General features: G+C 73.6%; 12 protein-coding genes. 5 read left to right on the top strand and 7 right to left on the bottom strand.

Annotated elements, in window-relative coordinates:
* Positions 1-102 precede the first annotated feature (102 nt).
* The 3 genes from MID12_RS14495 to MID12_RS14485 form a co-directional block, all read right to left on the bottom strand.
* Positions 103-585: an NUDIX hydrolase gene (locus tag MID12_RS14495; protein ID WP_263167598.1), complete on the bottom strand. Its 483-nt coding sequence runs from the start codon at positions 583-585 to the stop codon at positions 103-105.
* Positions 582-1,376, bottom strand: a complete 795-nt coding sequence (locus MID12_RS14490; protein ID WP_263167596.1) for a class I SAM-dependent methyltransferase — start codon at positions 1,374-1,376, stop codon at positions 582-584. Before MID12_RS14490 ends, MID12_RS14495 begins: the two co-directional genes overlap by 4 nt.
* 155 nt (positions 1,377-1,531) lie before the next feature.
* Entirely contained in the window at positions 1,532-2,281 is a 750-nt protein-coding gene (locus MID12_RS14485) for a thaumatin family protein (protein ID WP_263167594.1), read from the bottom strand.
* A 406-nt stretch (positions 2,282-2,687) separates the two neighbouring features.
* On the opposite strand from MID12_RS14485, the gene MID12_RS14480 reads away from it, so the two are divergent.
* The 4 genes from MID12_RS14480 to MID12_RS14465 all read left to right on the top strand — a co-directional run bounded on the left by MID12_RS14480 (position 2,688) and on the right by MID12_RS14465 (position 7,422).
* Positions 2,688-3,797: an ABC transporter ATP-binding protein gene (locus MID12_RS14480; protein WP_263167593.1), complete on the top strand. Its 1,110-nt coding sequence runs from the start codon at positions 2,688-2,690 to the stop codon at positions 3,795-3,797.
* Position 3,798: 1 nt separating this feature from the next.
* The gene (locus MID12_RS14475) at positions 3,799-4,569 is read left to right on the top strand and encodes an ABC transporter permease (protein ID WP_040250751.1); all 771 of its coding nucleotides are present in this window, start codon (positions 3,799-3,801) and stop codon (positions 4,567-4,569) included.
* Between the two features lie 236 nt (positions 4,570-4,805).
* Positions 4,806-5,603: an amidohydrolase family protein gene (locus tag MID12_RS14470; protein ID WP_397914447.1), complete on the top strand. Its 798-nt coding sequence runs from the start codon at positions 4,806-4,808 to the stop codon at positions 5,601-5,603.
* A 250-nt stretch (positions 5,604-5,853) separates the two neighbouring features.
* Positions 5,854-7,422 (top strand): PQQ-like beta-propeller repeat protein, encoded by a 1,569-nt coding sequence (locus MID12_RS14465; protein ID WP_263167591.1) that lies wholly within the window; start codon positions 5,854-5,856, stop codon positions 7,420-7,422.
* A gap of 209 nt (positions 7,423-7,631) precedes the next feature.
* Here the strand turns inward: MID12_RS14465 and MID12_RS14460 are convergent, their stop codons facing one another.
* Both MID12_RS14460 and MID12_RS14455 read right to left on the bottom strand, forming a co-directional pair.
* Positions 7,632-8,282 (bottom strand): TerD family protein, encoded by a 651-nt coding sequence (locus tag MID12_RS14460; protein ID WP_078844967.1) that lies wholly within the window; start codon positions 8,280-8,282, stop codon positions 7,632-7,634.
* 61 nt (positions 8,283-8,343) lie between these two features.
* Positions 8,344-9,081, bottom strand: coding sequence for a DUF4232 domain-containing protein (locus MID12_RS14455; RefSeq protein ID WP_263167588.1), 738 nt, complete (start codon positions 9,079-9,081; stop codon positions 8,344-8,346).
* Between the two features lie 175 nt (positions 9,082-9,256).
* On the opposite strand from MID12_RS14455, the gene MID12_RS14450 reads away from it, so the two are divergent.
* Entirely contained in the window at positions 9,257-10,714 is a 1,458-nt protein-coding gene (locus MID12_RS14450) for a helix-turn-helix domain-containing protein (RefSeq protein ID WP_263167587.1), read from the top strand.
* Positions 10,715-10,848: 134 nt separating this feature from the next.
* Here the strand turns inward: MID12_RS14450 and MID12_RS14445 are convergent, their stop codons facing one another.
* Positions 10,849-13,047 carry a hypothetical protein gene (locus MID12_RS14445; RefSeq protein ID WP_411577060.1) on the bottom strand — a complete coding sequence of 733 codons (2,199 nt, stop codon included), beginning with the start codon at positions 13,045-13,047 and terminating at the stop codon, positions 10,849-10,851.
* Positions 13,048-13,604: 557 nt separating this feature from the next.
* Entirely contained in the window at positions 13,605-14,831 is a 1,227-nt protein-coding gene (locus tag MID12_RS14440) for a cytochrome P450 family protein (RefSeq protein ID WP_263167586.1), read from the bottom strand.
* Positions 14,832-14,934: the final 103 nt, after the last annotated feature.

Here is a 14,934-nt window from a genome sequence, read left to right as displayed (position 1 = left end):
GCGTGCCGCGCGGGGGCGGTGGTGCGGGGCAGGTCAGACCTGGTGCGGCTGCGGCTCCATGGTCGATTAGCTTAGCCTAACCTAAGCTTCATCGGGCAAGCCTCATCGAGCGGGGTGGGCGAGCAGGGTGAGGGCGTCGGCCGCCGCCGGGGAGAGCTCCGCTTCGGTGAGCCCGGACCTCGGCCGCCAGGCGACCGCGGCGGTGCTGCCCTCGGCCTCGACGACGACCGGCGTCCCCGGCGCGACCTCCACGGCGTAGAAGAGGCCCACGAGATGCCAGTCGATGCCGTTCCGCCGGGCCGCGTACGTCCGCGCGTCGAGCAGCCGGGCCCCGGTGAGGGTGAGACCGGTCTCCTCCGCCAGCTCCCGGGCCAGCGCCTCCACGGGCTGCTCGCCGGGGTCGATCCCGCCGCCGGGGAGGTGCCAGAGCCCGGGCGTGAACACCGGTGAGGCGGCGGAGAGCCGGGTCAGCAGGAGCGCGTCCCGCCGGGTGGCGACCGCGTAGGCGGAGACGCGGCGACGGACCTCGTGTTCCTCTGGCGGCTCCTGCTTCTCCGCCCGCTCCCGCGCCCGTTCCGGCTTCACCGCGCTGCACCCGCTTCCTGGCCCCGCGGCCGCTCGCCCGCGAGGATCAGGCGGTAGCCGTAGTCCATGTCCTCCCTGGTGAGCAGGTCCGCGTGGCGGCGCTGCCAGGTGCCCGAGGCGAGGTCCGCGCCCAGTCGGGAGATCGCCGATTCGACCACGGCGGGCGGGAGTCGGGGGAAGGTGGAGCTGGCCGCGCGCAGCACGGGGTCCAGGAAGCACTCCGGCCGCCGCCAGTACGCGATCTGGAAGCCGTCGGTGAAGTCGTGCGGGATGCGGAAGGGCAGCACGGTGTGCGCGCCCAGCGCCTCGGCCACCTCCGGCAGCGGGGTGAAGCGGGCGAGCTCCAGGTCCCGTATCTCCGGCAGGTACTCGTCGAGCAGCCACAGGCGCGGCAGATGGGCCGGATCCCAGGTGAAGACGGCCTGCCTGCGGGCGACGCGGCGCAGCTCGCGCAGCCCGCGGTGCGGATCCTGCCAGTGGTGCACCGTCATGACGGCCATCGCCGCGTCGAAGGCGCCGTCGCGGAAGGGCAGCGCCTCGGCCCGGGAGACCAGCTTCCGTGCTCCCGGGTGCTGACCGAGCATGACCCGCGAGGGGTCGACCGCGGTGACCTCGGCGTGCTCGGGCTCGTAGGAACCGGCCCCGGCGCCGACGTTCACGACGGTCCGCGCCCCCGAGAGCGCCGCGCCGATCAGCGCGTGCAGGCGGGGGTCGGGGCGCCGGATCCGCCGGTAGCCGGAGCCGATGAGGTCGTAGGTGGCCGGGGTGCCGTGACCGGCGGCGTGTTCCATGCGGCCCAGCTCATCAGGGCGCGGCCCCTGGTGGCCAGTGCTCGGGGCAAGATCACACAGGGCGGGGTCGCGGTGGGCGAGGTGCCCGGTCGGCCCCGGTCCTCAGTGCCCTCAGTGCCCTCAGCGGCCTCAGTCGACTCGGTGGCCCGGTGGCCTCAGTGGAAGGTCACCGTGAACCCCGAGCACCTGGTGCAGTTCCGTACGACGTCGTTGCCGGGGACGGTGTCGTTGCCGGACCAGGAGTACGCCTTGGGGCAGTGCTCGGAGAGGGTGCGGCTGTAGTCGGTGTCGGGGGAGTCCGGGTTCGGGTTGTCGCAGTACAGGGGGGTGCCGGAGGCCGGGTCGGTGACCAGGTCGCCCGGCGGGCAGAGGGGGAGCAGGTCCTCGGGGCAGCCCGCGGTGGAGCACTCGCCGGTCTCCGGGGCCGGGTCGACGTCCGCGTCCACCGTGACCGGGACGGAGAAGCCGTCGACATAGCTGGTGTTGTACCAGAGGCCGAGCGGGTCGTTGCGGTCGAAGTGGAACTCCGCGTAACTGGCTGGCTGCGGAGTGTAGATCGAGCAGTGGTCCGCGTACGGTCCGCAGTCGCCGACCTGGCAGTGGAAGTTTCCGCCGTCCTCGCCGCCGCACTTCTGGCGGGGCACGAACTTCCCGTACCACTGGCCCGCCGCGTTCTCCGGGAGGGTGACGGTGGCCTGCCGGCCGTCGTCGAGGGCGGGCAGGCCGGTCAGGGTCTCGGACCCGGGCTCGGCGACGCTGCCGATCCACAGGCGCTCGCCGGTGTGGTTGACCAGGGTGACGGTGTACGGGTCGGCGGCCGCCCCGGCGGTGCCCGCGCACCCCAGGAAGGCAAGGAGGGCCAGGACGGCGGTGACGGCGGCCGGCCAGGCGGAACGCAGGCGCATCGGCTTCCCTCGGCTGGGTCGGGGCGGTCGCCGGGTCCTGGGGCCGGAGCCCGGGTAGGCCGCAGGTAGGACAGGGGTCGCTCGCTGGTAGGACGACGGTCCCGCCTGGTGCGCGCGGTGTCAACGGGGCCTTTTGTGCCGGTAGTTGGCGGTATGCGGGGCGGTCGCGGGGGTGGCGGGGCGCGCTCGGGGGAGTCGGCCGGGGTGCGGGAGGGCCGGTCACCGGGGGATTCCGCCCCGGGGACTCCGCCCGAGGGCGGAGAAGGAGTCGGCACTCCAGCGGGACGTGACGGGTTTCCTCCGCTGCGAGGCTGGTAGCAGTTCGTTTCACCCCTGGCACCGACGAATCCGACTCACCCCCGGACGCCCCAGAAGGCCGGATGCCGCAGCTAAGGAGGAGGGGCCGATGACCAGTGGCCACGCGATCGAGGTTCAAGGGCTGACCAAGCGCTACGGGGAGAAGGTCGCCGTCAGTGACCTCTCCTTCACGGTGCGGCCGGGCATCGTGACCGGGTTCCTCGGCCCGAACGGCGCGGGCAAGTCGACCACCATGCGGATGATGCTGGGCCTGGACCGGCCGACCTCCGGTGACGTCCGGATCGACGGCACCCACTACGACCGCCTCAAGGAACCCCTCAAGGACATCGGGGCGCTCCTGGATGCCAAGGCGATGCACGGCGGGCGCAGTGCCTACCACCATCTGCTGTGCCTGGCGCAGTCCAACGGCATCCCCAGCAGCCGGGTGCACGAGGTCCTGGACACGGTCGGGTTGACGGCGGTGGCGAAGAAGAAGGCCAAGGGCTTCTCCCTCGGCATGGGCCAGCGGCTGGGGATCGCGGGCGCGCTGCTCGGCGATCCGCGGATCCTGATGTTCGACGAGCCGGTCAACGGACTGGATCCCGAGGGCATCCACTGGATCCGCAATCTGATGAAGTCCCTTGCCGCGCAGGGCCGTACGGTCTTCGTCTCCTCGCATCTGATGAGCGAGATGGCGCTGACCGCCGACCACCTGGTCGTCATCGGGCAGGGCCGCCTGCTGGCGGACACCTCGATGGCGGACTTCATCCGGGAGAACTCCCGCTCCTACGTACGGCTGCGCAGCCCGCAGCGCGAGCAGCTCCTCGATGTGCTGCACCGGGAGAACATCGCGGTCCTCACCAAGGACGACGGGGCGCTGGAAGTGGACGGCACCGGAGCCGACCGGCTCGGCGAGCTGGCCGCCACCCACCGCCTGGTCCTGCACGAACTCAGCCCGCAGCAGGCCTCGTTGGAAGAGGCGTTCATGCAACTCACCGCCGAATCGGTCGAATACCACGCCCACACCGGACCCGGCGGCATCGGAAGCCCACCCCCCGGCGGCCTCCCGCCCCAGGCGCCACTGGCACCCGGGCAGGCGCCGCCCGCACCCGGGCAGGTCCCGCCCGCGCCGGTGCCGAGCGGAATCGGCGGGCCGGGCGGACCCGGTGGGCCCGCCTGGGGCCAGGACTGGCAGCACAGCAGTGGAAGGGGTCGCTGAGATGGCGATGACACAGGTGTTCACCTCCGAGTGGACCAAGATCCGTTCGGTCTCCTCGACCAGCTGGACGCTGGCGCTCGCGGCCTCGGTCACCATCGCGCTCGGCGCGGTGATCAGCATCTTCGCCGAGCGCGGCTTCGACGACATGAGCCGCCAGGACCAGCTCACCTTCGACCCCACCCAGATCAGCTTCGCCGGAACCTCGCTCGGTCAGCTGGCGATGATCGTCTTCGGTGTGCTCGTGGTGGCGAACGAGTACACCACCGGCATGATCCGCACCTCCCTCGCGGCCGTGCCCCGGCGCAGCGCCTTCCTCTTCGGCAAGATCGCCGTGGCCTCCGGGCTCGCCTTCGCGGTCTCGCTGGTCACCAGCTTCCTGGCCTTCTTCGTCGGCCAGGCGATGCTCGGCGACCACAGTGCCGCGCTCGGCGACTCCGGGGTGCTGCGGGCGGTGTTCGGCAGCGCGCTCTACATGACCCTCATCGCGGTCTTCTCGATGGGCGTCGCCGTCATGCTGCGCAGCGCCACCCTCTCGCTGGGCGTGCTGATGCCGTTCTTCTTCCTGATCTCCAACATCCTCGGCAGCATCTCCGCCACCGAGAAGTTCGGCCGCTGGCTGCCGGACCAGGCGGGCATGCGCATCATGCAGGTGGTCGCCCCCGCCGACGACAGCACCCCGTACGGTCCTTGGGGCGGACTCCTGGTGATGGCCCTGTGGGTGCTCGCCTCCGTCGCCGGTGGCTGGCTGATGCTGCGGCGCCGGGACGCCTGAGGCACCCGAGCGCAAGGGGTGTCCGGCACCAGGGTCCGCCGACGACGACTTGGAGGACTCTGGTGCCGGAACAGGCCCCGCAGGAAGAGCAGTTGAGCCCGGGCGCTGTCCCGGACGCCGGACCCGGCCCGGACGCCGCCGCCGAAGCCGCCCGCCTCGAAAGGGAGCGGGCCGAGGTGGCGGCGTTCCGGCGCTCCCTGGGACTCGGCCGACTCATCGACGTACACACCCACTTCATGCCGGAACGGGTGCTGGCCAAGGTGTGGGCGTACTTCGACACCGCGGGACCGCTGCTCGGGCACCGGCCCTGGCCGATCGCCTACCGGCACGAGGAGCAGCGCCGCCTGGAGGTGCTGCGCGGCTTCGGGGTACGGGCGTTCACCTCGATGCTCTACCCGCACAAGCCCGGCATGGCCCGCTGGCTGAACGACTGGTCCGCCGACTTCGCCGCCCGTACGCCGGACTGCCTGCACACGGCCACCTTCTACGCCGAACCGGGCGCCGCCGAGGACGTCCGGCGGGCGGTGGAGCAGGGCGCCCGGGTGTTCAAGTGCCATCTCCAGGTGGGGGACTACGACCCCAACGACCCGCTGCTCGACGAGGTCTGGGGCCTGCTCGCCGAGACCGGCCTCCCGGTCGTCACCCACTGCGGCTCCGGCCCCGCACCCGGCACCTACACCGGACCGGCCCCAACCGGCCTGCTCCTGCGCCGATTTCCCCGACTCCGCCTGATCATCGCCCACTTGGGCATGCCGGAGTACGAGGAGTTCCTCACCCTGGCCGAGCGCCACCCGCGGGTCATGCTCGACACCACCATGAACTTCACCGAGTTCGCCGAGTCGTCGATGCCCTTCCCGCGCCGCGCCCTGCCCCGGCTCGCCGACCTCGGGGACCGCGTACTCCTCGGCACCGACTTCCCCAACATCCCCTACTCCTACGCCGACGCCCTCCGCGCCCTGGAGTCCACCGGCCTCGGCACCGCCTGGCTGCGCGCCGTCTGCCATGACAACGCGCGGAGGCTCTTCGCGCTGTAGGCGCCCCGGGCGGTGGGGCGTTCCTCGGCCCCGGGTCTCCCAGGCCTGCCCTCCCTCTGCCTTATCGCGCGTTTAGGAGACGGATGATGGGCTGCCTCGCGGGCATGCGCAGGCCGACCGGACGCGGCAGCGGGACAACGCGGCAGCGGGACAGCGGGACAGCGGGACAGACGAGTGCGGGTCGGGGCGGGGGCCGTCGAGCGGGGAGCCGGTCGGCGAGACCGCGGCCGACGGCGAGGAGGGGACGTACGTGGGACTCGGGCACCCAAGGCCGTACGGGGGGCGCCGTGCCTCCCGGAGTACGGCGGCGCTGCTGCTCGCGCTGGGCATGTGCGCGGCGAGCGCCTGCACCGGCGGTGGCGACGAGGGCCGGGACGAACCGCCCGCCGCCCGGGAACCGGCGGGCTGGCACCCTTGGGGGACCGCCTTCGAGGGCGGCGGCCGGGACACCGGCCCCGGCGAGGAGAACGCCTGCGCGGAGGGCACCGACCCGGGAAACGCGCTGGACGAGGAGCGCATCGCCACCCGCGGCCGGACCGGCGACCCCGAGACGCTGAACTGCTCCGGCACCGGCTTCCGGGACGAACGGCTCCGAGTCCGCGACGGCGCGTACATCCCAGAGGACTCCGACCGTCCCGATCAACCCGACCGGTCCGACCGGTCCGATCAGTCCGAGGAGGGGGAGCCCGACTCCGGTGGGTCCGGTGGGTCCGGTGGTTCCGGTGCGGAGGGGCCCGGCGCCGAGACCTACCACCCCGAGAAGTCCGGGTCGGACCGGGCCGCGGACTTCGGCCGGGCGCGGGGGATGGTCTTCCTCGACGAGGAGACGGACCCGACCGGTCCCGGGAACACGAGCCAGGCGCTCGGCGGGCAGCGGCTGGTGCGCGCCCTGGACGAGAAGAGCCGCGAGCAGCGCTGGCGGCACCGGATCCGGTCCGCGGCGGTCCTCCACGGCGACACGGTCGTCGGGGACGAGGCGACGAAGATCACCAACCGGCCGAAGGACCACAACTACGAGGACTGGACGCCCCTTTACCGCCCCGGCGGCGCTCTCGTCGCCTGGGATCCGCGCAGCGGCGAGGAGAAGTGGCGCGTCCCGGTGCCGAAGGGCCGGTGGTGCGAGCCCGCGCGGGTCGGCGGGAAGCTCTTCGCGAGCTGTGCGGACAGCCAGTACGACCGGGGGAAGACGACCTGGTACCGCGTCGACACCGCCGCGCGGAAGCTGCACGCCCTCTATACGCATCCCACCGAGCAGGAGCGGGTGCCGGACATGGTGGGCGCGGACGAGGGGGACCTCGTCTTCCTGCCGCCGGGGAAGGTGGTCTTCCCCGATCGGGACTACCCGAAGATCGTGCGGGTGGACATGCGTACGGGGAAGCAGCGGACCGTGCCGCTGCCGGACTCGCTCGCACCGGGTGCGGAGCCCCGACTCCGCGAGGGCGACCTCTACTTCTCCCGGGACCGCGGGCGCGAGCTGTCCGCCGTGGACGCCACCACCGGTGAACAGCGCTGGCAGCGCCGCACCTCGATGACGTACCCCTCGGAGCCGGTGGTCTCGGCCCGGCGCGGGGAGGTCTATCTCGCCGACTCCGCGGGGCGGTTGCTCGCCCTCGGCCGGGAGGACGGCGAGGAGCGCTGGCGCACCCGCGAGCCCCGCGCCAAGGACGGCGGCACCACGCCCCGCGAGATGGACGCGGTCTCCTCGCTCACCCTCGCCCGCGACGTCCTGGTGGTCTCCACCGGCAACACGGTCTTCTCGGTCAGCCCGGACTCCCCGGAGACCCGTCCGAAGACCTGGCGGACGGTACGGGCCGCATAGGCCTCGTACCGCCCGCAGTTGACCGGGGGCGGTCGAGAGCGGCACGGAAGGGGGCGGGCGCTCGGCACCGGCCGGTCCCGCTGCCAGGTTTCAGCCGCCCGCGCGGAACTCGCTCTCGACCGCGGCGTCTTCAGGGCGCTGCTCGCCCCGGTCGCCGTCGCGGTTCACGGCCCTCACCTGTCGGCCGTCCACCCCCGTAACGCCCGTGCTCAGCCGTGCAGTTCGCCCATCGCGGCCACGAAGTCCGCCTCGTCGCCACCGAATCCGCGCAGGACCTCCCGGATCCGCCATTCCTCGTGCTCGTCCCGGGCGAACTCGGCGAGCACGACCGCCGTGTTCGGCGCGACCGCGGCGAAGTCGCCCTCGGCGAGGTCGGTGTAGCCCTCGCGGACGCGGTAGCCGGTGCCCTCGACCTCGCCGAAGGTGAGGCGGCCCTCGCCCTGCTGTATGACGACGCCCACCACGACGCGGGTGAACCGCTCGGCGAGGCGGTCGAGTTCGAGCACCATCACCTCGTCGAAGCCGAGGCCGACACCGGTGCGGCTGTCCCGGTTGAGGTTGATGGTGCCGTCGGGGGCGCGGCTGTCGTGGTGCACCACGTACTCGGGCGGCCCCTGCGGGGCGTCCTGGGTGTACGTGGCGGCGATGATGTCGAGGTCGTGGGCGGGAGCGCCCGAGGGACTCGGGTCCCAGCGCACCGCCACCTCCACCTTGCCAAGTCCCTTGCTGACACTGCTCACCGCAACAACGCTCCCTCGTCTCGCTCGGCGGCCGGACCGCCGGCACCGGCCCGGAGGCGCACAACTGCGGTGCCTCCCGGGCCGGTTCGCCCGTCTTCCTCCTGGATCCGGTCTACCCATCCTGGCACGTCGGCCACGCGCGCGGACCGTCCCGGGGTACGGGCGGGGGCGCACCCGGGGGTCACCACTCCAGGGCGTCGCCCATGGACTGCTGCCAGTACGTGACCTTCACCGAGTCGTCCACGTGGACCCCCTTCGCGGGCAGCGCCGGGTGGGCTCCGGCGCCGGTGCTGCCCTGTCCGGAGCGGCCGCTGAAGTACACCGTCAGGCTCTTCGCAGTGTGACCTTTGCCACCGCTGCCGTCCGCCGCCGAAAGGTTCACGCCCGCGTAACCGGACTCGCCCGGACCCAGCGTGACGACCGCCTGCGGCTTGGTCTCCTCGACCGCCGGGGGCACCGACTGCGCCGCGCCGAACTTCACCGCCGGGTAGTAGTACAGGTAGCAGGTGGACTTGCCGGTGTTGGTGACGGTCAGCAGCATCCGGTTGAGGGGCCGGGACACCTGGGTGGCGACGGTCCGGGTGTTACTCCCCGTGCAGGTGCCGCTCCCCTTTCCGCCACCGGCGTCGGCGGGCGCCTGGCCGGTCTTCTCCGGCGCGGCGGGGGCACCACCGGAACCACCCGTACCGGATGACTCGTCGTCCGTACCGGAGGAGATCTTGTCCGAACCGGCGGACGGGCCGGCCGAGGGGGATGACCCCGGGGTCTGCTCGCCGCTCGCCCCCGAGGCGACGGACGCCGAAGCTCCCTCGTCCCGGGTGCCGGTGCCGTCTTCGCAGGCGGTCAGGGAGAGGGCGGTGAGGGCGACCGCCGAGGCGGCGGTGAGCAGGCGGATGCGGGAGGAACGGATGCCGGACATGCGGAAGGATCCCCTTCGGTCTGAGATGGGCCTGGTGCTTGGATGACCAGGACGAGCTTGAGCTTGTACGGCGATGTGTCCCAGCGGCCACAACTGGCCGTCCGCACGGGATGCTGGAACGTTCGTACCGGCTCTGAACTGCGAGAACACGACCGCCCTGGAACGCTGGACCGGGATGCGGGAGGCGGAGGAACAGGTGTCAGGGCCGAAGGATCACGGGCGTCCGGAGGGGTTCGCGAGTCTGCTGCGCGAGGTGAAGGACCGTTCCGGTCTGAGTTACGGAACCCTCGCGAAGCGGCTGCACATGAGCACGTCCACGCTGCACAGGTACTGCAACGGCACGGCCGTTCCCACCGATTACGCCCCGGTGGAGCGCTTCGCACGGCTCTGCAGGGCCACCCCCGCGGAACTCGTGGAGCTGCACCGCCAGTGGATCCTGGCCGACGCCTCGCGGGGCAGCAGGCCGGGCCCGTCGACCGGCGGGGATCCGGAGGGGAAGCAGCAAGAGAAGGACGGGAAGGGCGAGAAGGACAAGAAGGACGGGAAGGGCGAGAAGGAGGGGCGGGAGAGCGGGGCGGCAGCGGCATCGGAAGCGCCGGTGGCCGGGGCCGTATCCGCTTCCGGGTCCGTGGCCGATACCGCCTCGGCCTCCGCTCCCAACTCGCCCTCCCCGTCCGCCACTTCCTCCCCCTCCCCCGCTCGCACTCCCTCTCCTTCGTCCGCTTCCTCGCCGCGGTGGTTGCGGAGGCGGCGGGTGGCCCTGGTCGCCTCGCTGGTGGCGGCGGCCGTGCTCGGCAGTGCGGCGCTCGCGCTGACACTGCCGGACGGGGACGCGGACGAGGCCGGGCGGAAGGCGGACCCGGAGGTCACCTCGGGGCCGGACGGCGAGAAGTCCGGCAAGCCCACCGGCAAGCCGAGTCCCTCCGCTTCGGAGCCGAAGGGGAGCACCTCGCCGTCCGGACGGGCCTCCGAGACCTCGGTGCCGGTCAAGCCCGGCTCCCACGGCGGCTCCGAAGAGGCCGCGAGCGGTGACCCGTTGAGCGTCGCGGTCCGCCCGTACACCTACGCCGAACCGTGCAGCCAGCACTTCCTGGTCAACCGGGACCCGTCCCAGGTCGGCCCGCCCGCGGACGAGCCGAACGCCCCGCGCTGGGCGGCCGCCTACGGCGCCGTCTCCTCCGACGAGCAGCGGGTCGCGCTCACCGTGCAGGGCACCGGCAAGGACACCGTGGTCCTCGAAGCGCTGCATGTACGGGTGATCAGCAGCGGCGCCCCGCTCGCATGGAACGACTACGCGATGGCGGTCGGCTGCGGCGGCAGGGTGGTGCCCAAGGAGTTCGGGCTCGACCTGGACAAGTCGAGCCCGGCCGTCGTGGCGCAGGGCAGCCAGGGCGACTTCCCGTACAAGGTCAGCGAGTCCGACCCCGAGGTCTTCTACATCAACGCGCGCAGCAAGGCGCACGATGTGCGCTGGGAGATGTCCCTGGAGTGGTCGAGCGGCTCCCGCCGCGGCACCGTGCGCATCGACAACCGCGGCCAGCCCTTCCGCACCAGCGCGAACGCGGACCGCCCCGGCTACGACTTCCCGCTCGGCAGCGTCGAGTGGCAGCGCCGGGTCGAGCAGGAGGAGTGAAGGAGCGAAGGAGCGAAGGAAAGAAGGAGAGAAGGAGAGAGCGAGGGAAGGCGCGAAGTCGCGGGGCAGCGGCGGTAGTTGAGAACGCCGCGTGCCCGCTGCTCCGCGCTGTGCCTCGTGTCCTCGCCTCAGGGTCACCGCACCTGGCGCAGGACCTCCCCGTCGGCGAGGCGTCCGGTCACGCGCGTCGGTGCGGTCTCGTCGGCCCCTCGCCGCGTCGGTGCGGAGGTGCCGTCCCCGGATGCCTCGCCGGTACGTCCGGTGCGTACGGCCAGGGTCCGGCCCCGTACCTCCGCCTGGGCGCCGCCGGTGGCGGTGAGCCGGGTGACCTCGCGGCTGCCCGCGGCGAGGTAGAACTCCTGGCCGGAGGGTGCCCGCCAGGGGGTGCCCGCGACGATGTGCTGGCCGAACCTGCTGCAGGCGGCCGTGTCCCGGGTCCTCGCCACCACGCGGCCCGGTCGGGACGCCGGGCCCTGGGCGGTACGGAACTGGACGAGGAGGCTGCCGGGGCCGCGCCAGGTCGAGGCGCGGGTGCAGGTCCACACGGCGGGGCCGGCGTCCTCCGGCAGCTCCTGCTCGGCGAAGTCCCAGGTGTTGACGGCCCGTACGCCGCTGTCCCGCAGGGTGGCCAGGCGGCAGGCGGAGTGCGCCCAGGACAGCAGCGCCGCCGAACCGGTGGCCTCGCGGGGCCGCCGGGCGGGGCCGTGGCCGGGCGGCGGGGTGTAGGTGAGGTGGGCGGCCGAGAGGCCGCCGAGGTCGGTGAGGAGGAAGGCGTGCTTCTCCACGATCCGGGGCGAGGAACGCAGTTGCAGTACGGGCCAGTCGGGGCACCCGGCGCCGCCCGCGCCGGGGCCGCGCACCCAGCCGGTCACGCCGTCCGGGCCGAGGCCGAGCGGGCGCCCGGGGGTCTCGGGGCGCAGCAGGTCCCGGGTCCCCGCCTCGGCGATCCAGGGCGCCGTCAGATAGCGGGCGGCGCCGTCCGCCCGGGTGAGGACCACGGCGGCGGCGGTCGTCACATCGGCGTTGTCCGTACGGGAGATCTCCAAGTCCGGTGTGCCCTCGCGGGTTTCGCGGTAGCGGGCGAGGCGCTCACCGTCGCTGAACAGGACGACGGCGGTGTCCGCCGGTTCGCCGCCTTCTCCGTCAACTGCCTTCTTTCTTGGGGTTCCTGAGGTAGCGGGGTGCGCGGCTCCGGTGCCCGGTACGTCTCCCGCGTAGAGCAACTGCGGGGCGCGGGTGGGGGGTTCGGTCGGGGTGCCGGCCACCGAGCGGGCGCGGAGGCCGCGGGGTGGCGCGGTCCAGGCGGTCAGGGCGCGGGTGAGCAGCTCCCGGTCGTCGGCGCGTGCGCCGCGTACCGGCCAGGCGGTGAAGTCGACGCGCGAGGTGTCGGCCCAGGCGCCGGACGGCACCCGTACCAGGCGGTCCGGGTCGAGGGCTCCGGAGCCGGGCGCGAGGGAACCGTAGGGCAGGGCAGCGCCGGAGGAGGGGGCGGAGTCCTCGCGCGGGTCCGCCGCGAGCAGGAGCACCGCGCCGACCGCGGCCGGCGCGAGCAGCGCCTGCGCCAGCCGCTTGCGCCTGCGGCGCCGCACCAGGTCGGTGGGCCGGGTCTGCACCGAGCAGGCGTCGAACTCCCGGGAACGCAGCAGGGCTTCGGCGGTCGGGCTCACCGAGTCGTCGAGCCGCCGGGCACCGCGGACGGCAGCGGCGGGCTCGTCCACCCCGGCGGCGCCGAGCAGCCGCTCCACCCGGTCCTCGGGCAGCCCGTCCACCCGCCGCAGGACGAAGGCGGCCCGTACCGGCGCGGGCACCCGGGACAGCGCCTGGGCGAGGGCGATCTCCTCGGCCCCGCCCGCCCGGGGGAACACCCGCAGCCCCCAGACCACGGGCAGCCCCGGCAGGAGCGCTCGCGGCGGCGGCACCGCCTTCGGCCACCCGCGCGGCCGCCGCTCCAGCCGCAGCACCGACCGGAGCACCCGGGCGCGGACTCCGTCACCCAGCCCGGCGCTCGGCCCGTGGGCCGTTCCGGCGCTCGGTCCACCGGCCGTTCCGGCGCTCGGTCCACCGGCCGTTCCGGCGCTCGGTCCACCGGCCGTTCCGGCGCTCGGTCCACCGGCCGTTCCGGCGCTCGGTGCATCGGGCGTTCCGGTGCCGACGCCGCTCGCTTCCGGGCTACCCGCGGTCCGTTCGCCGCGCTGCCGGGGCAGGCGCAGACCGGTCGTACCCGGCAGCGCCCGCTGGGCCGCCCCGTGTGCGCGCAGGACCCTGCGGTGCCGGGTCAGCCACGGGGGCAGCGTCAGATAGGCGAGGCGGACCAAGGCGGTGTACCGGTCCAGGAGTTCGGCCTCTGCCTCACCCTGCGAGGCGCGCTTGCGGGGGCCTGCCTGGGCGGCCGGAGCCGGAGCCGGAGCCGGGGCCGGGGCCGGGCCCGGGGGCTGGGGGTGCTCCTTGTTCCGTAGGCCGAGGGGAGGCTCTGTGGTCCCTGGGCTCTGCGGAGGCTCCGCGGTTCCTGAGTCCTGCGGAGCTTCGGTGCTCCGTGAGTCCTGCGGCTGCTCCGTCTGCGCCTGCTCCGCCTTCGCCTGCTCCGTCTGCGGCGGGGTGGTGGGGCGCGGGACGCGGGGGGATCGCTGGAAGCGCCGGGGGAGTTGAGGAGGGGCCATGGAGCGGGGTGCCTTTCTCAGGGAGGGGGCTGAGGACCGGTTCCTCGCGGTCGGTTCCTCCTCGCGGTGGTTCCTCGCGGCCGGACGTCCGCCCGGGGGCCGCTGCCTCCCTCAACGAAAGGATCATGGGGTGGTCACACCGCTCCCGGAGTGGACCGGGGGCGCGGGGGCGCACTCCGGGCGGGCGGTCGGCGGCCGGACAGCGCCGTCGACCACCTCGGCGGCAGACCCGATCACCCCACGACCACCGGCAGTTCCGCCAGCCCCCGCAGCAAGGTGCTGGAGCGCCACGGGAGTTCCGCCGGGTCGGTGGCGAAGTCCAGTTCGGGGCGGTCCGCGAGGAGGCCGCGCAGGGCGAGGGCGGTCTCGGCGCGGGCCAGCGGGGCGCCGAGGCAGTGGTGCAGGCCGTGACCGAAGCCGAGGTGCCCCTGTGCCCGGCGCCGCAGGTCGAAGCGGTCGGGGCCGGGGAAGCGGGCCGGGTCGCGGGAGGCCGCGGCGAGCGAGACCAGGACGGCGTCACCGGCGGGTATCCGTGTCCCCGCGAGTTCCAGGGGCTCGGCGGCGAAGCGGAACGCGCTCGCGTGGACGGGGGAGTTGAGGCGCAGCGACTCCTCGACGGCGGACTCCATCAGGGCGGGATCGGCGCGGAGCAGGGCGAGTTGGTCCGGGTGGGAGAGGAGGCTGTGCACGGTGGCGGAGATCAGGTTGACCGTCGTCTCGTGCCCGGCGACCAGGATCAGGAAGGCCATGCCGAGGAGTTCCTCGCGGTCGAGCCCCGGCGCGGATCCGGGCCCGGAGGCCTCGGCGCCGAGCGGGGCGGGGACGCGCGCCGCCTCGGCCAGGTCGCTGAGCAGCGTGCCGTCCGGGGAGGCCGAGACGCGGTCGATCAGTTCGGTGAGATACCCGGTCAGCCCGGCCGCGGCAGCGGCGGCCGACTCCTGCGAGGCGGGCAGGACAAGGGAGTTGGACCAGATGTGGAAGAGGGCGCGGTCCACGTCCGGGACGCCGAGCAGTTCGCAGATGACGGTCACCGGCAGCGGCAGCGCGTACCGGCTGACCAGGTCCACGGTGCCCTGCCGCGGGAGCGCGGAGAGGAGTTCGGCGCAGAGGGCCTCGATCCGCGGGCGCAGGGCGGTGATCCGGCCCGGGGTGAAGTGGCCCGCGACCAGCCGCCGCAGCCGGGTGTGCTGCGGCGGATCGCTCTGGAGCATATTGCGGCCGATGGCGTGACCGCCGTCGCTCCCCCAGGAGGAGGAGTGGCGGAGGTCGTTGCGCAGCCGCGGATCGGTCAGCGCCGTGCGCGCCGCCTCGTGGGTGAGGACGAGCCAGCACTCCCCGCTCTCGGGAACGGTGACCCGGTGCACGGGGCCCCGGGCGCGCAGCTCCGCCCAGACGGGATACGGATCGGCCGCCATGTCATGCCCTGCGGGGGCCAGTTGCTCCAGAGTGGGCGCGGCCATCGCCTGCCACCTTCCTTCTTCGTCCGGGGTCCTCGGCCGGGGGCGGGGCGACCGCGGAGGCCGAGGACGGCGCGGAGACCGCGGGCAGCGCGTGGAGTGGGCG

Source organism: Streptomyces sp. SCSIO ZS0520, from assembly GCF_025643355.1.
Classification (GTDB): domain Bacteria; phylum Actinomycetota; class Actinomycetes; order Streptomycetales; family Streptomycetaceae; genus Streptomyces; species Streptomyces physcomitrii.
The sequence above is the reverse complement of the archived record's forward strand: the minus strand, read 5'-3'. Positions and strand labels throughout refer to the sequence as shown.